Genomic DNA, 22,942 nt, shown 5'->3' on the forward strand with positions numbered 1-22,942 from the left:
CATAGGGTTATCCGCCGGATCGCAGAGCCTCGCTCTGGTCACAAACTAATCGTAGTTGAAGGCGTTGGTTTTTTTAAGCGATGGCTGTGATAGATGAAAGTTTGCACGCAGGCGAAGAAAGGGCGAAAAAAAGGCCCGTAACGGGCCTGTTGTCGAGCGGCGCGTTCGCCGCTTATTTGCGTCCCAGCAAGAAGCCGAAAACGATGCCGACCGCCGCCGCAACGGCTACGCCGGCCAGCGGGTTGGCTTCCACCTGGGTTCTTACGCTATCCGCCGCGTCTCGGGCGGCATAGCTGGCCTGGGAGGCGTATTTGCGCGCCGCGCCGCGCACCTGATGCTCCGGAGAATCAACGGCTTTGCCGAACGCTTCTTGTACCGCGCCTGCGGCTTCATTGGCTTTGTCTTCCGCTTTTCCAAACATGCTGCTCTCCTGTTCCTTGTGGGTTAACGAACCCTAAGCCTAGCAGGTGAATGGCATTTTTTGCAGCATTCTGTGCGTTATAAGATCAATCTGAGCAAAGAAAAGTCTTTCCATACGCGCGGCGTCGGCTTCACCCGCGCGTTTTTTTATGTTCTATTGGCTAGCGGTTTAACCGAGAATCTTTACCCTTTGACCGATTCGTTGAGTTGAAAGGACTCCCCATGTCAGTACTGCGTATTCTGGCGCTGCTCGCCGCGACCGCCGCCGCGTTGCCCGCCCTGGCCAAGCCGGCGGCTCACGGCACGGCGGTCGAGAACGGCATTCGTTGGCAATCTTGTCTCAACAGCGGTTTTCAGCGCTGGTTCGATGAGGCGCCGCCGCCGGGGCTGCGCTGCGGTTACCTCGAGGTGCCGTTAGCCTACGCCACGCCGCCCGCCCATGCGGCGCAGGCGGGCGAACAGACCGTGCGCCTGGCGCTGACCCTGCTGCCCGCCACCGGGCCGAAAAAGGGCAGCGTGGTGACGATCAGCGGCGGCCCGGGCCTGCCGGGCATCAACCCCTATTTAGGCAACGACGCCCACGTCGCCAGATTGCGTAAATCCTACGACATCATCGGTTACGATCCGCGCGGCGTCGGCCAATCGACGCCGAAAATCTCCTGTCAGGTGGCCGAAGGTGACGAACTTCCTGAACCGGACGACAACGACGTGACCGGTGCGGAGAATCAGACGCGCGCCCTGATTGCCGCCTGCATCAAACAAACCGGCGCGGACGTGTTGCAACACATCGGCACCGACGAGGCGGTCAACGATCTGAACGCAATCCGCCACGCGCTGGGCGACCCGGGGCTGACGGCGGTGGCGTACTCTTACGGCACCAAGGTGGCGGCGCTGTATGCCGAACGTTTTCCGAAGAAAACGCGCGCGCTGGTGCTGGACGGGGTGGTGGATCTGGCGGAGGACGATTTCACCCAGCGGCTGAACCAGGAACGGGGGTTTCAGCAAAGCTTCCTGCGCTTCGCCGCCTACTGCGGCAAAACCGACAGCTGCCAGCTGGGTGGCGGCGCCAATCAGGCGCTTCAGCGTTATCACGCTTTGCTGCGCAAGCTGCACGAGCAGCCGTTCGTCACTGCGGCAGGCTATGAAATCTCCGCCGACGATGTGCTGACGGTGACGCGTTCGCTGCTGTTGTGGCCGGAGCGCTGGCATGAACTGGCCACCGTACTGCGTCAGCTCGATGCCGGCATCGCCGGGCAACAGGTTTCCGATCTGATCGACGAAAGCTATTCGCCGGACGCCGATGATGCCCTGAACGTCATCACCTGCGCCGACGTCGCCAACCCGACGGCCGATCCGCAGCAGTTGCGCAGGCAGCGGCAGGAGATCAATACCGCCGCTTTGTACGCTCACTACCTGCCGTTGCACGAGTATCCGCTGGAAATGTGCGATCTGTGGCCGTACCGCGGCAAAGATCGGCCGCACATGCCGGTGGCGTCCGCCGCACTGCCGCCGCTGCTGTTCGTCGCCCAGCGCTACGATCCAACCACGCCGTACCGCAATGCCCAGGTGATGGCCTCGGCCTTTAAAAGCCCGCTGATCACCCGCGAACGCGACGGACATACGTTGGCGCTGAACGGCATCGACAGCTGCGTCGACGAAAGCGTGGTGGAGTATCTGCTGGCGCCGAAAAAGCCGCGCCGCGACAAGGTTTGCCGCTGAGGAGGCCGGGCGTTGGCCCGGCCTGACAGCCAAGTCGCGCGTGTTTTAGAATTTCACCTCTTCCGCCAGCGCCAGCGTCACGAACGGCCCCGACAGGGTCTGGTTATGGTGACGGATAATGGCGTCGGCGCCGAGCGCCGCCGTGTCCGAACAGCTATGGGCATCGGCGGCCAACACCAGGTCAAATCCCAACTCCGCGCCGCGCCGACACGCGGTGTCTACGCAGTATTGCGTTTTCATTCCCGAAATCACCAACCGACCGATGCCGGCTTGCTTAAGCCGCTCCGCCAGGCCAGTCCGGTAAAAACAGCTGGGATGGGTTTTATCGATGAACCAGTCGGCTTGCGCATCGGTGTCGAGATCGGGGTGAACTTGCCACAGCGGACTGTTTACGGCGATAGGTGAACCTGCCGGGCCGGTGTGGCGAATAAACACCACGAGCGCATTCGCCACGCGTGCGGCGCGTATCAACGCATGGGTCTTCGCCAGAAGGGTTTCGGCGGCGAACGGCGGATCGTCCGGCGAGGCGAACAGGCCGACTTGCATGTCGATAACCAGCAGGGCGCTGCGCGGTGCGGGGATAGTTGGCATAGGTCTTCTCCGTAATGAAATTGCCGGCGGGCACGGAGAAATAAAAAACCCCGGCCATGGCTGGCGGGGCTTGGGGATACGTCGTTAGCTGTTGCGCACCCGTGCAGCCCGCCATTGCGTGGCGGTTGCGGTGGTGGTGGTGAGGGCGTGCGCGATGCGATTCATGCCATTGATAATGCGCGGTGGCGAGGGGAACGTCAAGGGTCGCTCCCCACACTCTCAGCCGGTGAAAATATGCGCTTGCCCCATCACGTTGAGACTGACCTGCGCCCCGGGCCGCAGGCCTTCGCGGCTGACGGTTTTGATCTCGAGCTGCGCGCCGTCGGCGGCCATTTGCAGATTGAGGGTGGAGACGAAGCCGGCGAAATCGATGCTGGTGATCACCGCCTGGCCGCGCTGCGCCGGATCGGACAAACCGATTTGAATCTGCTCCGGGCGCAACATGATGCGCGCCGGGCCGCTGCGTTGGCGATCGTCGACGGCGATGCGCCCCAGTGCGCAGTCGGCCCAGCCGTGCGCCAGTTCGGCGGTCAATACCAGCGTTTCGCCAAGGAAGCTGGCGGTCGGCTCATCAACCGGCCGCAGATAGAGATCCTGCGGCGCGCCCACCTGCGCCAGCCGGCCGCTGCGCATCACCGCCACCTGATCGGCGAACGACAGCGCCTCGCTCTGATCGTGGGTGACCAGAATCGACGCCACCTTGGCCTCCGTCAGCAGTTCGGCCACCGCTTTGCGGGTGGCGGCGCGCAGGCCGGTATCCAGCGCCGAGAACGGTTCATCCAGCAGCATCAGCCGGGGTTGTTGCGACAGGGCGCGCGCCAGCGCGACCCGCTGTTGCTGCCCGCCGGACAACTCGTGCGGCCACAGCGCCGCCAGACGGCGATCCAGCGCCACCATCTCCATCAGCGCCTCGATGCGCCGCTGTTTCTCGCGCTTGCCGCCTTTGAGGCCAAAACCGATGTTGCCGGCGACGGTAAAGTGCGGGAACAGCGCGCCATCCTGCGGAACGAAACCGATGCCGCGCAGATGCGCAGGCACCCAGCCGCCGCCGTTGCCCATGGCTTGTCCCTGCAGCAGGATCTGGCCGCCGTCGGGGATTTCAAAGCCGGCGATGATGCGCAGCAGAGTGGTTTTGCCGGAACCGGAAGGGCCGACGATCGCCGTGCGGCTGCCGGCGGCAACCTGCAGGTCGATGTGTTCCAGCACTCTGATGGCGTTGTAAGATTTTCCGATACCGTGCAGTTCGAGCGTGCTCATAGTCCCGCCGTGCGTTTAGATTGAGAATAAAGAAGCCAGGTGAGCGGCAATGACAGCGCCACCATAATCAGCGCATAAGGCGCGGCGGCGACGTAGTCTATCTCGCTGGTCAGCGCCCAGAAGCCGGTGGCCAGCGTGCGGGTGCCGTTCGGCGCCAGCAGCAGCGTGGCGGTCAGTTCATTGGCGATCGCCAGGAATACCAGCGCCGCGCCCGCAGCGGCGCCCGGCGCCGCCAGCCGCAGCGTGGTGCTCCACAACGCCTGCGCCGGCGATTTGCCCAGGCTGCGCGCCACGTTTTCCAATTCCACCGGCGCCTGTGCGATACCGGCGCGCAGATTGATTAGCGCCCGCGGCATAAACATCAGCAGATACGCCAGCAGCAGGGTGATTTCGGTCTGGTAAATCGGCCTGAAGCTGTGAATGGTGATGGTCACCAGCGCCAGCGCCACCACGATGCCGGGCAGCGAACTGGTCACGTAGTTGCAGCCTTCCAGTACCCGATACAGTCGGGCCGGATAGCGTACCGACAGCCAGGCCATCGGAATGGCGCACAGCGTGATCAGCAGCGCGCCAGCGGCGGACAGCGACAGCGTTTGCCACAGCGCGGGCCACAGCTCGGCGTTGCGCCACACCTCGAATCCACCCAGCCACAGCCAGCGGGCCAGGGTGATGAAAGGCACGCCCAACGCCAGCGCGGTCAGCGCGATCGGCAGCAGCAGCGCCAGCGCGGCGAGCGGCGGCGAAAGGCGGCGCGGCGTTTGGCTGCGGGCGCTGCCGGAACCGACGCGGGCGTAGCGCGCGCGGCCGCGGCTTATCGCCTCAAGCAACAGCAGCCCCAGGCAGCACAGCACCAACACGCCGGCCAGCATGTTGGCCGCCGGGCCGTTGAAGGTCGACTGGAACTGATCGAAGATCGCGGTGGTGAAGGTATCGAAACGGATCATGGCGTACAGGCCATACTCCGCCAGCAGGTGCAGCGCGATCAGCAGCGAGCCGCCCCAGACCGCCAGTTTCAATTGAGGCAATACCACGCGGAAAAACACCGCCGGCGGCCGCGAGCCGAGTGAGGTGGCGACGTCATCGATACCGGGATCCAGGCGGCGCAGCACGGCGGCGGCCGGCAGGTAGATAAACGGGAAATAAGCGAGCACCGAGATGAAAACGCCGGCGCCCAGGCCGTGCATCGACGGCACCAGGCTGATCCAGGCATAGCTTTGCACGAAGGCCGGCACCGCCAGCGGCGCGGTCGCCAATACCGCCCAGAGACGGCGGCCCGGCAGCGTGGTGCGTTCGGTCAACCAGGCCAGGGCCACGCCCAGCACGGCGCAGATCGGCAGCGTCAACACCACCAACAACAGAGTATTCAACAGCAGTTCCGCCACGCGTGGGCGGAAAACCAGTGCTTTGACCGTTTGCCAGCCGGTTTCAAACGCCACGCCGATAACGAATCCCAGCGGCAACAGCGCCAGCAGCGACAGCAACACGGCGCTGACCACCACGATCGCCCCTGGCCGCGGGTGACGGGGGACAACAGAATAACGCCGCGCGGTCTGCGCGGCGTGGGTACTCAGGTTTGACATAACGATCAAAAACTCTCGGTTTGCCGGCGGGCCTTACAGCAGGCCGGCCTCGGTCATCAGTTCGACAACTTTTTTACTGTTCAGCTGTGCAGCGTCTACTTTCGGTGCGTCCAGATCTTTCAGCGGCACCAGTTTCGGGTTGGAGGCCGCGCCGACGCCGACGGCGTATTCGAAGGCGTTGTTGGTGCGCAGGATTTCCTGGCCCTGTTTGCCGGTGATCCACTTGATGAACGCCTGCGCCTGCTGCTGATGCTTGCTGGAAGCCAGCACGCCGCCGCCGGAGATGCTGACGAACGCGCCAGGATCCTGATGTTTGAAGTAATACAGCTTGATGTTATTGCTGTTTTCGCCGGTTTTCGCGCCATCCACGAACGGGTAGTAGTGATAGATCACACCGCTGTCGACCTGGCCGGCATTGACCGCTTTCATTACCGTGCTGTTGCCCTTATAGGCGGTGAAGTTGGTTTTCATCGCTTTCAGCCACGCCAGCGTGGCTTTCTCGCCTTTCAGCTCCAGCAGCGCGCTGACGATCGCCTGGAAATCGGCGCCCGATGGCGAAGCGGCCCAACGGCCTTTCCATTCCGGTTTGGCCAGATCCAGCAGTGACTTCGGCAACTGCGCGTCGCTCAGTTTGGCCGGGTTATAAACAAACACGGTAGAACGGGCTGCGATGCCGATCCAGCGGCCGTGGCTTGGGCGATATTGTGGTTCCACCTGGGCCAGCGTGGCGGCGTCCAGCGGGGCGAACAGCTTGGCGTTATCCACCAACACCATCGCCGGGGAGTTTTCCGTCAGGAACACGTCGGCAGGCGAGGCGCTGCCTTCCTGCACCAGCTGATTGCCCAGCTCGCTGTCGCCGCCGTTGCGCAGCGTGACTTTGATGCCGGTGTCTTTGGTAAACCCGTCGACCCAGGATTTCACCAGATTTTCATGCTGGGCGTTGTAAATAACGATGCCCTGGTCGGCGGAGGCCGCCTGAGCGCCAAAGGCCAGCATCATCGAGGAGGCGAGCAGGGCGACGGGGCCGAGAGATGAAATACGCAGCTTCATGCAGTTATCCTTTTTAGCGTTCGAATGAAGAAAACGAATATCGCCTGGCAAGCGCAAGCAGGCCGATTTTAGCCAAGAACATCAATAATGATAGTGAAAACGATTCGTATTAAATTATTTTTGACGATCGCTCACAAAATGAATTGCCCTAAGGATATGTTAAGCTTCGGCTGGAATAATCTATATTGATTGCCTGAATTTATGTCACCGCCGATTCACGGCGTTCCCGGCGGCAATGCCGGTCTCCGCGTTTATCCTCGTGTTCTTCATCGTTCCGTCGCCAGTACTTCTTTGATAATGAAAGAAATTCAACACCGCTTTTGGTTATGACTCATAGCGATTAATGATTTAATTTATTCCACTGCCTCATTGCATATTAAACGCGATAAAACACTAATCAGGGATATCGACGTGAAATATTCATTTAATGGCAAGAAACTGGCTGGTTTAATCCTCCTGGCTTTTAATGCTACGGCTGCCCATGCCGCAGAGATGCCGGCAGGCGTTAAACTGGCGGCGGTGCAAGAACTGGTGCGCGCCAACGGGTATGAACCGGCGACGCTGGATCCAAACCTGGCCGAAAGCAATGTGGAGTTCTACATCTTCAACGATCTGTTCGAAGGCTTGCTGCGCGTCGGAAAAGACGGTGAAGTGATCCCTGCACTGGCGCAGACGTGGGAGCATCAGGGCAACGTCTGGACTTTCCATCTGCGGCCGCAGGCCAAATGGTCGAACGGCGATCCGGTGACCGCCGACGATTTTGTATACAGCTGGCGGCGCCTCACCGATCCGAAAACCGCCTCGCCGTACGGCAGCTATCTGGCTTCGGCCTACGTGCTGAATGCCGCAGCGATCAACGCCGGCAGCAAACCGCCGAGCGAGCTGGGCGTCAAGGCGCTGGATGCGCACACTCTGCAGGTGACGCTGTCGGAGCCTAATTCCTATCTGCTCAAGCAACTGGTGCATTTCCCGGTTTTGCCGGTTAACCGCAAGGTGGTGGAGCAGTACGGCAAAAACTGGACGCAGCCGGCGCACTTTGTCGGCAACGGGGCGTTCCGCCTCAGCCAGTGGGTGGTGAACGAAAAGGTGGTGGTGGAACGTAACCCGCAGTATTGGGATAACGCCAATACCGTGCTCAACAAGGTCATCTTCTTGCCGATCCAGGGCTTCCCTGAAGTGGCGCGTTTTCGCGCCGGTGAGGTTGAATTGGGGTATACCACGCCGCCGGAGCTGTATCAGCAGCTGAAAAAAACGCTCGGCGAGCAACAGCTGGTGACTTATCCGCTGCTCTCCACCAGTTATTTCGCTTTCAATAATCAGCAGGCGCCGTTTAACGATGTGCGGGTGCGCCAGGCGCTGAACCTGGCGCTGGATAAAGAGATCGTCGCCGGCAAAGTGTTGGGATACGGCCAGCAGCCGGCCTGGACCTTTACCCCGACCGGCGCGGGCGGCTATCGCCTGCAGCCCGGCGCCGCGGCCGGTTTGACGCCGGAACAACGCCACGCCCAGGCGAAGCAACTGCTGGCGGAGGCCGGTTTCAACGCCGAGCATCCGCTGCGCTTTACCGTGTTGTACAGCAATGACGCCACCATCAAGAAGATCGTCATCGCCGCCGCCGCCATGTGGAAAAAGAACCTTGGCGCAGAGGCCACCTTGCAAAGCCAGGAGCGCAAAGTCACGCTGGACAATATCAACCGCGGGCAGTACAGCGTGGCCTTTACCCGCTGGCTGGCGGATTACGACGATCCTTCTACCTTCCTGAACGTGTTCCGTTCCGACAGCAGCGAGAACAGCCCCAAATACCGCAACCCGGCGTACGATCGCATTTTGCATCAGGCGACGGCGGCGCCGACACCGCAGCAGGTGCAGCAATATTTCCAGCAGGCCGAGGCGGTGCTGGCCGTCGATACGCCGGTAGCGCCGGTATACTACGAAGCCAACGCCACGCTCATCAAACCTTACGTGAAGGGGATCGACTTTACTCGTCAGGGCGCCTTATACGATAAAAACGTCTACATTCTCGAACACTGAAAAATAAAAAACGGCTGATTTATATCAGCCGTTTTTATAAATGGCCGTTTAATAACATTATCCTAAATACTCCATAAACGACGGGCAATCTTTTCTTCCCGCCGGATAAAACAACGCCTATACTGCGCCGGTAGTTTATATGCAGTATCTCGTTTGGCGAGGCTCCTATACAAACACAGGTTACTGATCTGACGACATCGAGAGATGCCCAAGGTTAAGACAGGCTTTATCGGATTAAGGTTCAGCCCAAAGTAACTTCCGAGCAACAGCTCGGATACGTTGTATAGTGCTAAAACCTGGACGCGGAGATAGGCAGTCTGCACTCCCTCTGTGGTTACGCCCCTATGCGATTCGCTGTTGAAGTTCACAACAGAAATAGGGACTGACAAAATGATCAAGTCACATCAATACTCTTCTTCTCCGGCGCTGAGCGCGACTGAAACTCTCGATGAAACTTCGGTCGCCGGTTATATGAACGCCGATTTTATTACCGTTCCCGCGACGATGACGGTCAATCATGCCCGGGAATATTTACTTTCACAGCTCAAAACGGACGAAATTCCTACCCGGGTCTTTATTACCGCGGACGATTATCATCTGCGCGGCACACTGTCGGTGAAAAAACTGTTGCAGTGCGAAGAACAGGATAAAGCCGTCGGCGTGATGATGGATTACAGCTATTTCCAGGTTTCACCCGACGATGACCGCAACGACGTGGCGCATCTGCTGGGCAAAGGGGGGCTGGACGTGGTGCCGGTGGTGGCCAACAACACGCTGGTCGGCGTACTGGGCGAGCGTGAGATCGCCCGGCTGGTCGAAGATGAAAACACCGAGGATGCACAACGCCAGGGCGCGAGCCTGCCGCTGGACAAGCCTTATCTGGAGACCAGCCCGTGGGCGCTGTGGCGCAAACGTTCGGTGTGGCTGCTGATGCTGTTCGTCGCCGAAGCTTACACCGGCAACGTGCTGAAAGCGTTTGAAGATCAGCTCGAAGCAGCGATTGCGCTGGCGTTCTTCATCCCGCTGCTGATCGGCACCGGCGGCAACAGCGGCACCCAGATCACCTCGACGCTGGTGCGCGCCATGGCGCTGGGCGAGGTCAGCCTGCGCAATCTGGGCGCGGTGATCCGCAAGGAGGTCACGACCTCGCTGCTGATCGCCGTCACCATTGGCCTGGCGGCCTGGGTGCGCGCCTGGATCATGGGCGTCGGCATGGAGGTGACGCTGGTCGTCAGCCTGTCGCTGGTGGCGATCACCGTGTGGAGCGCCATTGTTTCATCGATCATTCCGATGCTGCTGAAACGGCTCGGCATCGATCCTGCCGTGGTGTCGGCGCCGTTTATCGCCACCTTTATCGATGGCACCGGCCTGATTATTTATTTCAAAATCGCCCAGCACGTTTTGGGTATTTAAACCGCTCTGCCCGTAAAGGGCGGGAATGTGACAAACCTGAGGAGGACGTTAAAAACCATGGACGCCGACCAACCCCGATATTTAACGCAAGGGGCTTTTATCGATAACATTTAACCTGAGGACAAAATAATGGGAAACATGACTATTTTTATGGGATTCCTGGCAATGATCAGCTCGCTGGGCCTGTTGGCGGCCTATATGAGCACCAAATGGGATGATTGATGAACGCTAAAGATCCGCCTAGATGCATCCTCCCCGCGATCGCTATTTATTATGGGGAGGATTTAGCGGCGCGCTGAACGCGCAGCCTAAAACGGGAGTTGATAATAATGACGATTCTTATTCTGGGATTGCTCTACGCCATTTTAATGATCTCGGTGGGCGTTAATGAGATTTATTTTTATTCCACCGGAAAATCCAATTTTCTTACTAGCCTCATGCTGACATTCTCTGGCAGTATGCTGCTGATCGCCTTTGTCTGGCAATTATCCTCTAAAGTAAAAAAATAAATCACCGTCCGAATGTGAGCAGCATCATGCAAAATGAAAAGCAGGCCGTGGCCAGAAACTCGATGATCGCCAGCGGGTTGCTGGCTACGGGCAAATTCGTCGCCGGCATTTTCACCGGCAGTATTGGCCTGATATCCGAAGGGATCCACTCTTTTACCGATTTTATCGCCACCAGCATTACCTGGCTGGCGGTGCGCATCAGCGATAAGCCCGCCGATGACGATCACCACTTCGGCCACGGCAAGGTGGAAAACCTGGCGGCGCTGTTCGAGGTGCTGCTGTTGTTGGCTGCCGCCGGTTGGATTGTCTATGAGGCGGGCGGCAGCCTGCTCGGGCAACCGCATAAGATCGTCGCGGCGCCGGTGGTGATCGCGGTGCTGCTGATCTCCATCTGCGTCGATTTCTTCCGCGTGCGGGCGCTCAACCGCGTCGCTAAAGCGACCGACAGCGCGGCGCTGGAAGCGGATGCGCTGCATTTCTTCTCCGACATGCTTTCGTCCGGCGTGGTGCTGCTGGGCATGGTGTTTGTGCTGCTGGGTTTTGGCCGTGCGGACGCCATTGCGGCGCTGATCGTCGCCGGTTTTATCTTCATCGCGGCGATTAAATTGGGTAAGCGCTCTTTCGACTCGCTGATGGACGCTGCGCCGGCCGGAACGACCGAAGACATTCGCGCCACGCTGGACAGCTTCCCGGCGGTGCTGGCTTGCGACAGCGTGCGCATTCGCAACGCCGGCGCGGTGCTGTTTGTCGAGATCACGGTGGCGGTGTGCCGCACCTTGCCGCTGGAGCGCATCGATGCGCTGAAGCGAGAGATCGTCGAACGGCTGCGGGAGCAGTACGCCAGGGCGGAATTCACCGTCATCGCGGTGCCGCAGACCCGCAGCGACGAAGACATGGCGACGCGCATTCGGGCGATCGCCGCCAACCACGGCGCGCAGGTGCAGAATGTGACCCTGCAGCAGTTGCCGACGCGTATGGCGATCGGCATGGATTTGGCGGTGCCGGCCCACGCCAGCGTGGCGCAGGCGCATGACATCGCCACGGAAATAGAAGGGATCCTGCGCCAGGCGATCGGCGAAAACACTGAAATAGAGACGCATCTGGAGCCGCAGACGCCGCATTGGCTGGCCAGCGAGGATGTCGACGCGGCGGAGCTGGCCGATATTCGGCGGATACTGCAGTCGGCGCTGGAGCAGGGAGAGATGGTGCAAGACGTCCATAACATCCGCGCGCGCAAGACCGACGGCGGCATCATCGTTAACTTCCACTGCCGGGTCTCGCCGGCGGTGACCATCGCCGCCGCGCACGATGCGGTCGATCTGATTGAACGGCGGCTGCGCGCGCTTTATCCGGCCATTACGCGCGCGATAGGGCACGTCGAGCCGATCAAGCCCGGCGTTTGAATCAGCTCGGCCAACTGCGGATAGAGCGCCGCGTTGGCCAGCAGCAGCGGGTTGCCGCGTCGCAGCCCGTTGTGGTGCATAAAGTCATTCGTCACGCCGCCGGCTTCGCGCGTCAGCACCAGCCCAGGCAGGCTGTCCCAGGCGTTCATGTGCGGTTCGTAATAGCCCAGCAGCCGTCCGGCGGCCACCTGGGCGGTCATCAACGCGCCGGAGCCGCTGCGCACAAACATCCCTCCCGTCTGCAGCAGGCGACAGAGAAAGCCGCTGAATTCCGCCGCCGAAGCGCGCGGTGAAATCCCGACGCCCATCACGCCATCCGCGACGCTGCGCCCGGCATGCACGGCGATCGGTTCCCCGTTCAGGAAAGCGCCTTGGCCGCGACAGGCGCGGAACATCTCGCGGTGGTTGGGATCGTAGACCACGCCGATCGTCGGCTCACCGTCGATCACCACGCTTATCGCGATACACCAGGTATGCAGCCCGTTCAGGAAGCAGGCGGTGCCGTCAATCGGATCGACGACCCAAATGCAGGCGGCGTTTTCGCCGCTGCCGCCGCTTTCTTCGCCGAGAAATCCGTCCAGGGGAAACCGGCGGTTGATCATGCGGCGGATCAGCGCCTCGACGCGGCGGTCGGCTTCGCTGACCACATCCTGCAGCCCCTGTTTAAACTCAACCGCCAGGCTTTGCCGGCGTTGATAAAAGCTGAAAGCGAGATCGGCGGCGGCGCGGGCGATCTCACGCGCGAAGCGGTAGCGCGCCTCGATGTCCCGTGGGGAAAGTGAAGTCATGGCAGGCAGTATTCCAAACAAAGTTTAGTGTGCAGGGTGCCATAGTCAGATGACAATACGGTGTCTATTCCTGCTTGATTTCAGGCTTGATTTGATTTATTTACTTTACTGTAAAGTAAATTTAATTGTTAAACGTACCATCAAAGCATCCGTCAGCAAGATAATCAGAGGGGTCAGGCATGCTAGCGCATTTTTTCATCTTTCGACCGGTGTTTGCGGCCGTGCTGGCCATCTGCATTATGGCTGCGGGTGCTATGGCGCTCTGGACATTGCCGATTGAGCAATATCCCGACATCGCGCCACCTGGTGTCACGGTGACAGCCAATTACCCCGGTGCTTCGGCCAAAACGGTAGAGGACAGCGTGACTCAGATTATCGAACAACAAATTAAAGGCATCGATGGCCTGTTGTATTTCTCATCAACCAGCAGTTCGGCGGGCCAGGCTCGCATCAGCCTTAGCTTCGAACAACAAACCGATCCGGACATTGCTCAGGTTCAAGTGCAAAATGCGGTCAATCAAGCAACGTCGCGATTGCCGCAAGAAGTGCAGCAGCAAGGCATCACTGTGACTAAATCGCAGGGTGATAGCCTAATGGTGGTTGCCCTGTACGACACGCAAGGCCGTATGGACAGCGTTGATATCAATGATTTTCTGGTCAGTTCGCTGCAAGATCCGCTGAGCCGGGTGGATGGCGTCGGGGAGACGACGGTGTTTGGTGCCCAATATGCTATGCGCATTTGGCTCAATCCGATCAAACTGAGCGGCTATGGTTTGATGCCGTCTGACGTGCAGGTCGCCATCGAAGCGCAAAATGCCCAGGTCACCAGCGGTGAGATCGGAGCCTTGCCTACGATGGAAGGCCAGTCGTTGAACGCGACCGTGACCGCACAATCGCGGCTGGAAACGCCGGAACAGTTTGAGGATATTATTCTGCGTACCAATACCGACGGTTCGGCGGTGTATTTGCGCGATGTTGCTCGTGTTGAAATCGGGGCGGAAAACTATCAAAACCAAACGCGCCTCAATGGTCACCCGGCGGCGGGTATTTCGATTCAGTTGGCTTCCGGCGCCAATGCGCTGGAGGTGGCAGAGCGGGTACGGGCCGAAGTGAATCGCAGGGCCCCGCAGTTTCCACCGGGGTTGCAGGTGGCTTATCCACGAGACAGCACGCCGTTCGTACTGGTTTCCATTGAAGGCGTCGTACAAACGCTGTTGGAAGCGATCGCGCTAGTGATTGTGGTGATGTATCTGTTTTTGCAAAATTGGCGCGCCACGTTGATCCCCGCCATTACGGTACCCGTAGTGTTGCTCGGCACCTTCGGTGTTTTGGCGCTGTTGGATTACAGCGTAAACACCTTGACACTGTTCGCCATGGTGCTCGCGATCGGCCTGTTGGTAGATGACGCGATTGTGGTGGTTGAAAACGTTGAGCGCGTGATGGAGGAGGCGCAATTGCCACCGCGCGAGGCGACGTTGCTTTCGATGCGGGAGATCAATGGCGCTCTGATCGGCATCGCGCTGGTACTTTCGGCGGTATTTATTCCAATGGCATTTTTCGGCGGTTCAACCGGGATGATCTACCGACAGTTTTCCATCACGCTGGTCGCGGCTATGGTGCTGTCGGTTTTAGTTGCGTTGACCTTGACGCCGGCACTGTGTGCCGGTTTGCTGAAACCGCCGGTGCACCGGCCGCGCAGCCGTTTTTTTCGCGGCTTTAACCGCCTGGTGGAATACGGGCAGCGGCGTTATGGACTGGGATTGAACCATGTGATGGCGCGCAAGGGGCGTTTTTGCCTGTTGGCGCTGCTGCTGGTTAGTTTCATGATCTGGCAATATCTGCGTATGCCTACCGGTTTTCTTCCGGTTGAGGATCAGGGCTCGGTAATGGTCCAGTTTTCTCTGCCGCCAGGTGCCCCGATGGCCAGAACGCAACAGACTGCTGACGCTATCGCCGACTATTTCATGACCGCCGAGCGGGACAACCTGAATGTAATCTTCATGGTTGTCGGGCGCAATAACGCCGGCAGTGGTCAGAATGTCGGTATGGCGTTTGCCGAACTGAAACATTGGTCGCTACGCAGCGGTGATGAAAATAACGCGCAGGCGATTATTAGCCGCGCCAATCGCCATTTCAAAAGCTATCGTGACGCGCAGATCAATGTGTTGTCGCCGCCGGCGGTGCGCGGGTTGGGGCAGTCCAGTGGATTTGAATTGTGGTTACAAGATCAAAACGGCGTCGGGCATGACGCGCTGCAAGCTGCTCAGAGGCAGGTGATCGCCGCCGCCACCGAAGATCCGTTGTTAACGGCGGTGCGCATAAACGGCCTCGAAGATAAAGCGCAATTGCAGGTCGATATCGATCAGCAAAAAGCTAGCGCACAAGGGCTGCAGCAGGCTGACATCACTAACACGCTTTCTGCCGCATGGGGAGGTGCTTATATTAACGATTTTATCGATCGCGGCCGCGTGAAGCGGGTCTACATGCAGGGGGATGCGGCCTGGCGCTCGGCGCCGGATGATATCGATAGTTGGTTTGTACGTGGTGAAAGCGGCAGCATGGCGTCCTTTGCCAGCTTCGCGACTACGCGTTGGCTCTCAGGCCCACAAATGCTTCAGCGCTTTAACGGGCTGTCGGCCACGCAGTTACAGGGGACGGCAGCCGAGGGAGAAAGCTCCGGCACCGCGATGGCGCGTATGCAGAGTATCATCGGCGATATAGACGGCTACCGCCTTGAGTGGAGTGGGCTCTCATATCAGGAGCAATTGGCCGCCGGGCAAACACTGATGGTGTATCTAGCTTCGGTGTTGTTCATTTTCCTCTGTCTTGCCGCGCTGTATGAGAGTTGGTCTATTCCGTTGTCTGTGATGCTGATCATTCCCCTCGGGATTATCGGAGCCGTTGTTGCCGCACGCCTTGCGGGGTATGAAAACGATATTTACTTCCAGGTGGGAATGTTGACGACGATTGGTCTGGCGGCGAAAAACGCGATCCTGATCGTCGAGTTTGTTGAAACACAGCTAAAAACGGGATCCGCTTTGTTGCAGGCGACATTGGAAGGGGCGCGATTGCGTCTGCGGCCCATCGTGATGACTTCATTGGCGTTTGTCGCTGGTGTAATCCCGCTGGCGCTTTCTGTCGGTGCCGGGGCCGCCAGCCGGCGCGAAATCGGTATTGCTGTGATAGGAGGCATGATTTCTGGCACACTGCTGACATTATTGTTCGTACCGCTGTTTTTTGTTCTGACTAAACAAGGGTTGGCACGACTTAAAGCGCGAAAATGAGCCTCTGGGCAGGGGAGATAATATGATCAACCGTCAACCGGGAAGGCCGATGAAGGCCAGGCCACGGATACTGGAAACCGCCAGCGTTCTGTTTTTGCAGCAGGGCTTGGACATCTCTTTGGACGAGATAGCCAACGAGGCGGGAACCACCCGTCAAACCTTATATAATCATTTCCCGAGCAAGGATGCCTTGGTGTTGGAGACGTTCAACCATCTTATCGAAAAGATGCAGCCGCCAATTGCCAGCATTCTGGCACAGGAGAGTGTGGATTTACCGCAGGTGTTGGCACGTTTCGCCTCGGTGGTTCAGGCGCATTTTTTCAGCGTTGAGAACGTGCATTTTCAGCGGTTGCTGGTGCAACTACTGTTGCAGAAACCTGAGTTGTACGCCACGTTGCGCGAACGCAATGCCGGGCGGGTGCTTCAGGCGTTAGTGAGGATATTGGAACAGGCGCGGCAGCATGGGCAAATCCAATTTGTCCATGCGCAGCCGCAGGCGATGGCATTTCTGGGCGCGGTTATGGGGTATCCGTTGCCCGCGGTTTTGCTATCCGACCAGTGGCCGACGCCGGAACAATTGCAACACATGACCGAAGCGGCTATCACCGCGTTTCTTTTGGCCTGGCAATATTCGCCGTCTGCCATTACCGAATAACGAAAGAGAACGTGAGCCTGGTGCTTTGTTGCATATGTAGAGCCTCGGCTGGTATCGCCGCCCGCCAAAACGCCAGCCCGCGCGGATTATCCTGGCTGACCGACAGCGACCAACCGCCGGGATGCTGCGCGAACAAGGCGCGGGCAGCCCGTTGTCCCATCCCGTTGCGTCGCCATTCGGGCTTGATGTAGAACTCCGCCATTTCGGCGGTGGCGCTATCGAGACGCCTGACCAACGCGAACCCGGCCGTTTGCCGATCGCTCAACATCAAATAGGGGTAGCGGCCGGCCTCGCGCCAGTAGAGCGGCAAATAGGGGTAATCCCCATCGGCGCCCAGCTCGCGAAGGCAATCGGACAGCATGGCCGCCAACAGCGGCCGCTGCGCGAGCGAGGCTTGCTCAAGGGAAAATGCCATGTCGCACTCCGTCAAAAAACAGGCCGCCGGATGGCGGCCTGTCAAGGTTAGCCCAGATTCAACCGGGCGGTGATGTCGGCAATCTCGCGGCGCCAGCGCGCCTGAAGCTCCGGTTTCTGGTGCTTCGGCTTGCGCGCCAGATCGGCCTCCAGTTTGCTTTCGAGGGCAAACAGGGCGGTCAACAGCGCTTCTTCGCCTTTCAATCGCTCGTCCGGCGTCGGAGTATCTGCATCGGCCTTGCCCGCCGTCGGCAGAGCCGGCGTTTCGCCCGCCAGGCGCTGATACACCGGCGCCAGATCGTGCCACTCCTCCAATTTTTGCTGGTCGATCAGCCAAAAGCGGTTGCAGCTCTGTTCGATCAGCATCCGATCGTGGGTGACCAGCATGACGGCGCCGGGGAACTGACGCAACGTTTCCGCCAGCTCCTCTTTGCCGGCCATATCCAGGTGGTTGGTGGGCTCGTCCAGCAGCAGCAACGAATGGTTGGCCAGCGTCAGGCCGACAAACAGCAACCGTGAACGCTCGCCGCCGCTCAGCGAACGGATCTGCTGATGGTGGCGCAGGTAAGGGAACCCGGCGCCGATCAGCGCCATTTTCCGCTGTTCCTCGGTCAGCGGCGCGAACTGCGCCAGCGCTTCGCTCAACGTGTCTTCATCGCGCAGCTGCTGCAGGCTCTGATCGTAATAGCCGATGCGCACCCGCGGATGGAACAGCGCCGGACGCTGCGTTTGTTGCTGATACTCGCGCCACAGCAGACGCAGCAGCGACGATTTGCCGCAGCCGTTGCGCCCGACGATGGCGATGCGATCGCCGCTTTTCACGCGCAGATGTTCGAGGTTGAACAGCACCGGCGCATCCGGCGCCGGGCGCACCGCCCAGTGCGGCAGCGCCAGCAGACGGTCGGCGTCCAGCGCTTCTCCCTGCAGCCGCAGCCGCCACGGGCTGCCGGCGGTCAGGGTGGTCTGTTCTTCCTTCAACCGATCGACGCGCTTTTCCATTTGCTTGGCCTTGCGCGCCAGATCTTCGTTGTCGTAGACCTTGCCCCAGACCGCCAGCCGTTTAGCGCTTTTTTCCACCCGGTCGATCTCTTTTTGCTCGGCGTGGCGCCGCTGTTCGTCCGCGGCGTCCTGTTCCGCCAGCGCGGTGCGCGCCGCAGAGCAGGGCAACCGGAAGAACTGCAGCGTTTTGTCGCGCAGGATCCAGGTGCAGTTGGTCACCTGATCGAGCAGATAGCGGTCATGTGACACCAGCACGAAACTGCCGTTCCAGCTTCGCAAGAACTGTTCCAGCCACAGCAGTGTGGGCAGGTCCAGGTGGTTGCTGGGTTCGTCGAGCAGCAGCAGGTCGGGCTGGCGGATCAGCGCACGCGCCAACAACAGCCGCGTATGTTGGCCGCCGCTGAGGGTGCCGGCGGTCAATGTCCAGCTCTCTGATTCAAATCCCAGCTCGGCCAGTAAGGCTTCGCAGCGCCAGCGCTCGCTGAGGTGTTGGCTCGCAGGCAACTGCGCCAGCACGGCATCCAGCAGGGAGCAGGCGTGCAGTTCAGGCGGCAGGTGCTGTTCGATGCGCGCCATCAGACATTGATGTGACAATGTCACAGTTCCGGTGTGCGCAGGCAGGGCGCCGCTGAGGATTTGCAGCAGGGTGCTTTTGCCGCAGCCGTTATCGCCGATCAAACCGATGCGGTCGCCTTTTTTCAGGCTGAAGGATATCTCGCTCAGCAGGACGCCGAACGCGTTGTCGTAACCGACAGATTGTGCAGACAGTAATGTGCTCATTGCTTACTCAAGAGTTACAGGCATGGCAATGCCTATCGTCAAACATCGCTGACGACAACCCGGTAAGCCGGAGGGAAGATCCTGGATTTTAGTAAGCTTCGCTCAAGCTGGGTTATCGCAGCACGATACCGGTAATGCTTGAGCGGCGACGATTACCAAAGAAGTGTGAGTGAAAAACCAATTCACACGTCAGCATAGTAAGTCTCCTTTTATTGGTTGCAGGTTAATCGGTGGCAGGAGTATAGAGCGCTTTACGCCGCGCCGCCAGTAAAAGCGCCTGAATAATCAGCAAGCTAAGGAGAGCGCGGGCGCGTGGCACACAATGGGAATAATTACGGTATTTCGGCCGACATTAAGCAGCTATTATAATTAGCGTTTATGGTTAAGCGACGGTTCATCCGCCGCCTGTTCGTCTGTCTATCAGATAATGATGCTGAGCACTGAATTTATGTTAAAGCCTCGCCCGTTCCTCCTGTTGTTATTATTGCTGTTGGGTTTGCAGCTGACGCCGTTCGGCGCCGTCGCCGCCACTCAGGATGATCCCGCCGCTGAAAGCGCGCCCGATCCCGCTACGCAGCTGAAAGCCGCGCAAAAGCAGTTGGACAGCATGAAGCAGCTGGTTTCCAAAGCGACGACCGACACCCAGCTCAGCAAGCTGCGGTTGGCGACGGACGATCTGGTCGCCAGCATGGACAAACTCGCTACCGATCTGCAGCCGCTGCAGGAAAAACTGCAGGCGCAGCTGGACGTGCTGGGGCCGGCCCCGGCGGCGGGCGCGCTGCCGGAAACCCCGGCCGTCGCCCAGCAACGCAATGCGCTGAACAACAGCAAGAAGCAGTTGGACGATGCGGTAAAACGCGCGCAGGCCATCAAGACCAGCGCCTTCGACCTGGGCCAGCAGATCAGCGATCTGCGCCGGGTGGCGTTCAAAACCCAGCTGGCGCTGAACACCGGCAGCATTTTGGGCGTCAAATTCTGGACGCCGGTGGTGCAGCCGTCAGCGGATGATGTGCAGCGGCTGGACCAGTTCAATGCCGAGATGAAAGCGGCCTGGGACGCCAGTTGGCAGGATGAATGGCGTTACGGCACGCTGGCGCTGCTGGCGCTGGCGGTGATCGTCTGGTCCTGGGGGCGCTATTTGTCCGAGCGTTTTCTTGCCTGGGTCAGCATTCGCTTCCTGCCGGACGGGCGCCTGCGCCGCAGCTTTATGGCGATCATCACCGTGGCGGTGACGGTATTCACTACCTCGATCGCGCTGAACCTGCTGTATTACGTCTTTATCCGCGTGCAGCCGCTGCCGGTGATGCTGGAAGACTTCGCCGAAGGCTTTAACCGTCTGGGGATTTTCTGCGCGCTGATCGCCGGGTTGGGGCGTGCGGCGCTGTCGCTGAATCGTCCGTCGTGGCGTCTGGCTTCGCTGGACAATGAAGTGGCCGCCGGGCTGCGTTACTTCTCGCCGCTGCTGGCCGGTCTGGCGCTGGCGTTCGGCACCGTGGAGCTGATCAACAACGTCGTCAGCGCCTCATTGGCCACCACCATCTTCGGCAATGGCCTGGTGGCGGGGCTGATCGGCATGGTGCTGCTGGCGGCGCCGCTGCGCGGCCAGCGCATTCGTCGCCGTCTGGAGCAGCAGGGCGCGCATCTGGAAAAACGCACGCTGGTCGGCGGGCTGGTGCACATCGTCACCCTGGTCTGTTCGGTGGTGATCCTGCTTTCCCTGCTCATCGGCTACATTGCCTTCGCCCGTTTCCTGACCTACCAGCTGATCTGGGTGGTGCTGGTGCTGATGGCGTTCTACTTCATGGTGCTGTTCGCCACTGACCTGTGCGCCGCGCTGTTTTCGCCGCAGACCGTCAGCGGCAAGATGCTGAAGAAAACGCTCAGCTTCAAGGACCGCCACCTGGAACAGATGTCGATCATCACCACCGCGCTGGCCAAATGTTCGCTGTTGCTGTTGATGATTGTCGCGTTGTTCAACGGTTCGTTTGGCAGCACCACGCCGGGCTCGCTGATGGAGAAAATCGTCTCCATCCTGACCGGCGAAGGGTTGCAGCGTTTCAACATCGTGCCAGGCAACCTGCTCAACGCCGTGATCTGCCTGGCGATCGGCATCTACATTCTGCGCGCGGTACGGCGCTGGCTGGGCTCTGAGCTGTTGCCGAAAACCATCACGGACGTCGGCATCCGCGCCTCGCTGGTGACGCTGTTCAGCAATATCGGCTATGTGCTGGTGATTCTGATCACCCTGGCGGCGCTGGGCATCCAGTGGAGCAACCTGGCGTGGATCGTCAGCGCTCTGTCGGTCGGCATCGGTTTCGGTTTACAGGAGATCGTGAAGAACTTTATTTCCGGCCTGATCCTGCTGACCGAGCGCCCGGTGAAGGTCGGGGATATGATCGGCATCGGCGGCGTGGAAGGCGACGTGCGGCGCATCAACGTGCGCGCCACCGAAATCCAGCTCAGCGACCGTTCCACCATGATCGTACCGAACTCGCAGCTGATCTCGCAGAACGTGCGCAACGCCACCATGGGCAACGCGCAAGGCGTGGTGACCATCGCGTTGACGTTCCCGACCTCCATCGATCCGGAGCAGGTGCGCAATATCTTGCTCAGCGCCTATAACGAGTACGAAACCATTCTGGATACGCCGGCGCCTTACGTGCGCTTCAGCCAACTGGGGCCGGACGGCATTATCCTGAGCGTGACCGGCTACGTGCCGAGCCCGCGCATGGTTGGCGCCACCAAGAGCGAACTGCTGTTCAATATCCTCAAGCTGCTGCGCGCGCAGGAAGTGAGCCTGTCCAGCCCGCAGGAAGTGGTGTTTATGAAGCAGCAGGCGACGCGATATCAGGCCAACGAAGAGGAACACTCCTCCTAGCGCCGGTCTGAGGCGGCGGGCCGTTAAGCGACGGCCCGCCGAGCGCGGCTAGTACATCGATGGTTCCACCGATTGCGAGCAGTCGCTATTGGCGCTGGATTTGGTGCAGGTGTAAGGTTCATTCGGCGATGCCGAAGGCGCATTCGATGGGCCGCCGCCGCCGATACAACCGCTCAGCATCAACGTCAAAAACACGAGAATTATCTTCTTCATCTCACCGTCCTCCATTGCGATTCCTCCTTTAAGTATATGCAGGGAAAGCGAACGGCACCGTTCGCCGCTGCGATCTATACTCCCTTGATGCCGTGTCGATGCTCAACCTCGGCGAATGAGGGGAGAAAGATGCAAACCGACGACGATTTGACCCGCTTTGCCGCGCAGGGCGCGCCGCCGTTGCCGCCCGGTTCCTGGCAGGGTTTTGTCGAACACGACGGCGCACACATCTGGTATGCGGCCTATGGCGCTGACCCGACGGTGATCCTGCTGCACGGCGGCCTGGGCCACAGCGGCAACTGGGGGTATCAACTGCCGGCGCTGCTGGCCGCCGGGTATGGCGTGCTGATCATCGACAGCCGCGGGCACGGGCGCAGCACGAGCGACGCCCGGCCATACCGTTACGATCGCATGGCCGATGATCTGTTGGCGGTAATGGACGCGTTGCGGATCCCGCACGCCGCGCTGGCGGGCTGGAGCGATGGCGCCTGTGTTGCGCTTATCGCCGCCCACCGGGCGCCGCAGCGGGTGGACGGCGTTTTTTTCTTCGGCTGTAATATGGACGCCAGCGGCGTTAAACCGCCCGCGTCCAACCCCATCGTTGAGCGCTGTTTTGCGCGTCATGCGCAGGACTATGCCGCCTTGTCGCCGACGCCGGATGACTTCGATGCGTTCGTCGCCGCCGTGAGCCTGATGATGAGCAGCCAGCCGGACTACCGCGCACAGGAATTAGCGGCCATTCGCGTGCCGGTGACGGTTGTTCACAGCGAACACGATGAGTTTATCCGCGCCGAACATGCCGCCTACCTGAGCGACAGCATCCCCGGCGCCCGTCTGGTGACGCTGCCGGGTGTCAGCCACTTCGCGCCGCTGCAGCGGCCGGCATTGTTCAACCGCGCGCTGTTGGATTTTCTCGCCGGTGTGATGTGTCGCAAGGCGTTTTGAGGGTCGGCGCAAA

General features: G+C 59.8%; 19 protein-coding genes and 1 riboswitch. Of the genes, 10 read left to right on the forward strand and 9 right to left on the reverse strand.

Annotated elements, in window-relative coordinates:
* Nucleotides 1–172: 172 nt before the first annotated feature.
* Entirely contained in the window at nt 173–421 is a 249-nt protein-coding gene (locus CRO23_RS11475) for a CsbD family protein (protein ID WP_016927634.1), read from the reverse strand.
* Nucleotides 422–642: 221 nt separating this feature from the next.
* Between CRO23_RS11475 and CRO23_RS11480 the strand changes: the two genes are divergently transcribed.
* Entirely contained in the window at nt 643–2,139 is a 1,497-nt protein-coding gene (locus tag CRO23_RS11480) for an alpha/beta hydrolase (protein ID WP_097101973.1), read from the forward strand.
* 45 nt (nt 2,140–2,184) lie between these two features.
* Here the strand turns inward: CRO23_RS11480 and CRO23_RS11485 are convergent, their stop codons facing one another.
* From CRO23_RS11485 to CRO23_RS11500, 4 genes are all read right to left on the reverse strand, one after another.
* Nucleotides 2,185–2,730 carry a cysteine hydrolase family protein gene (locus CRO23_RS11485; RefSeq protein ID WP_033650334.1) on the reverse strand — a complete coding sequence of 182 codons (546 nt, stop codon included), beginning with the start codon at nt 2,728–2,730 and terminating at the stop codon, nt 2,185–2,187.
* A 219-nt stretch (nt 2,731–2,949) separates the two neighbouring features.
* Complete coding sequence (locus CRO23_RS11490) at nt 2,950–3,987, reverse strand: ABC transporter ATP-binding protein (protein ID WP_016927637.1); 1,038 nt, start codon at nt 3,985–3,987, stop codon at nt 2,950–2,952.
* Entirely contained in the window at nt 3,984–5,567 is a 1,584-nt protein-coding gene (locus CRO23_RS11495; RefSeq protein ID WP_097101975.1) for an ABC transporter permease, read from the reverse strand. The genes CRO23_RS11490 and CRO23_RS11495 overlap by 4 nt, the downstream gene beginning before the upstream one ends.
* Before the next feature lie 33 nt (nt 5,568–5,600).
* Nucleotides 5,601–6,617 (reverse strand): iron ABC transporter substrate-binding protein, encoded by a 1,017-nt coding sequence (locus CRO23_RS11500; protein ID WP_016927639.1) that lies wholly within the window; start codon nt 6,615–6,617, stop codon nt 5,601–5,603.
* 492 nt (nt 6,618–7,109) lie between these two features.
* On the opposite strand from CRO23_RS11500, the gene CRO23_RS11505 reads away from it, so the two are divergent.
* From CRO23_RS11505 to CRO23_RS11520, 5 genes are all read left to right on the forward strand, one after another.
* Entirely contained in the window at nt 7,110–8,648 is a 1,539-nt protein-coding gene (locus tag CRO23_RS11505; RefSeq protein ID WP_255253504.1) for an ABC transporter substrate-binding protein, read from the forward strand.
* Nucleotides 8,649–8,789: 141 nt separating this feature from the next.
* Nucleotides 8,790–8,963: riboswitch (M-box (ykoK) riboswitch) on the forward strand.
* Nucleotides 8,964–9,038: 75 nt separating this feature from the next.
* Nucleotides 9,039–10,061, forward strand: coding sequence for a magnesium transporter (locus tag CRO23_RS11510; RefSeq protein WP_016927641.1), 1,023 nt, complete (start codon nt 9,039–9,041; stop codon nt 10,059–10,061).
* A gap of 129 nt (nt 10,062–10,190) precedes the next feature.
* On the forward strand, nt 10,191–10,283 hold the full coding sequence (gene mgtS, locus CRO23_RS24905) for a protein MgtS (RefSeq protein WP_004938109.1): 93 nt from the start codon (nt 10,191–10,193) through the stop codon (nt 10,281–10,283).
* 107 nt (nt 10,284–10,390) lie between these two features.
* Nucleotides 10,391–10,570 carry a hypothetical protein gene (locus tag CRO23_RS11515; RefSeq protein ID WP_004938106.1) on the forward strand — a complete coding sequence of 60 codons (180 nt, stop codon included), beginning with the start codon at nt 10,391–10,393 and terminating at the stop codon, nt 10,568–10,570.
* A gap of 26 nt (nt 10,571–10,596) precedes the next feature.
* A complete protein-coding gene (locus tag CRO23_RS11520) occupies nt 10,597–11,973 on the forward strand; it encodes a cation diffusion facilitator family transporter (RefSeq protein WP_079452096.1) in 1,377 nt (458 codons plus the stop codon).
* Here CRO23_RS11520 and CRO23_RS11525 read toward each other — a convergent pair.
* Complete coding sequence (locus tag CRO23_RS11525) at nt 11,916–12,761, reverse strand: inositol monophosphatase family protein (protein WP_097101979.1); 846 nt, start codon at nt 12,759–12,761, stop codon at nt 11,916–11,918. The genes CRO23_RS11520 and CRO23_RS11525 overlap by 58 nt on opposite strands.
* A gap of 179 nt (nt 12,762–12,940) precedes the next feature.
* Here CRO23_RS11525 and CRO23_RS11530 point away from each other — a divergent pair, with 179 nt between their 5' ends.
* Together CRO23_RS11530 and CRO23_RS11535 are read left to right on the forward strand one after the other, a co-directional pair.
* On the forward strand, nt 12,941–16,045 hold the full coding sequence (locus CRO23_RS11530; RefSeq protein WP_097101981.1) for an efflux RND transporter permease subunit: 3,105 nt from the start codon (nt 12,941–12,943) through the stop codon (nt 16,043–16,045).
* Between the two features lie 22 nt (nt 16,046–16,067).
* Nucleotides 16,068–16,700, forward strand: coding sequence for a TetR/AcrR family transcriptional regulator (locus tag CRO23_RS11535; protein ID WP_028127437.1), 633 nt, complete (start codon nt 16,068–16,070; stop codon nt 16,698–16,700).
* Here the strand turns inward: CRO23_RS11535 and CRO23_RS11540 are convergent.
* Nucleotides 16,690–17,115, reverse strand: coding sequence for a GNAT family N-acetyltransferase (locus CRO23_RS11540; protein ID WP_097101983.1), 426 nt, complete (start codon nt 17,113–17,115; stop codon nt 16,690–16,692). The genes CRO23_RS11535 and CRO23_RS11540 overlap by 11 nt on opposite strands.
* A gap of 47 nt (nt 17,116–17,162) precedes the next feature.
* Complete coding sequence (locus CRO23_RS11545; RefSeq protein WP_016927647.1) at nt 17,163–18,893, reverse strand: ABC-F family ATP-binding cassette domain-containing protein; 1,731 nt, start codon at nt 18,891–18,893, stop codon at nt 17,163–17,165.
* A 448-nt stretch (nt 18,894–19,341) separates the two neighbouring features.
* On the opposite strand from CRO23_RS11545, the gene CRO23_RS11550 reads away from it, so the two are divergent.
* Nucleotides 19,342–21,771: a DUF3772 domain-containing protein gene (locus CRO23_RS11550; protein ID WP_049299428.1), complete on the forward strand. Its 2,430-nt coding sequence runs from the start codon at nt 19,342–19,344 to the stop codon at nt 21,769–21,771.
* Between the two features lie 48 nt (nt 21,772–21,819).
* Here the strand turns inward: CRO23_RS11550 and CRO23_RS11555 are convergent, their stop codons facing one another.
* A complete protein-coding gene (locus CRO23_RS11555) occupies nt 21,820–21,984 on the reverse strand; it encodes a hypothetical protein (protein ID WP_228009709.1) in 165 nt (54 codons plus the stop codon).
* A gap of 129 nt (nt 21,985–22,113) precedes the next feature.
* Here CRO23_RS11555 and CRO23_RS11560 point away from each other — a divergent pair, with 129 nt between their 5' ends.
* A complete protein-coding gene (locus CRO23_RS11560; RefSeq protein WP_049299308.1) occupies nt 22,114–22,929 on the forward strand; it encodes an alpha/beta fold hydrolase in 816 nt (271 codons plus the stop codon).
* Nucleotides 22,930–22,942: the final 13 nt, after the last annotated feature.

Source organism: Serratia sp. JKS296, assembly GCF_900215445.1.
Taxonomy (GTDB): Bacteria; Pseudomonadota; Gammaproteobacteria; order Enterobacterales; family Enterobacteriaceae; genus Serratia; species Serratia marcescens.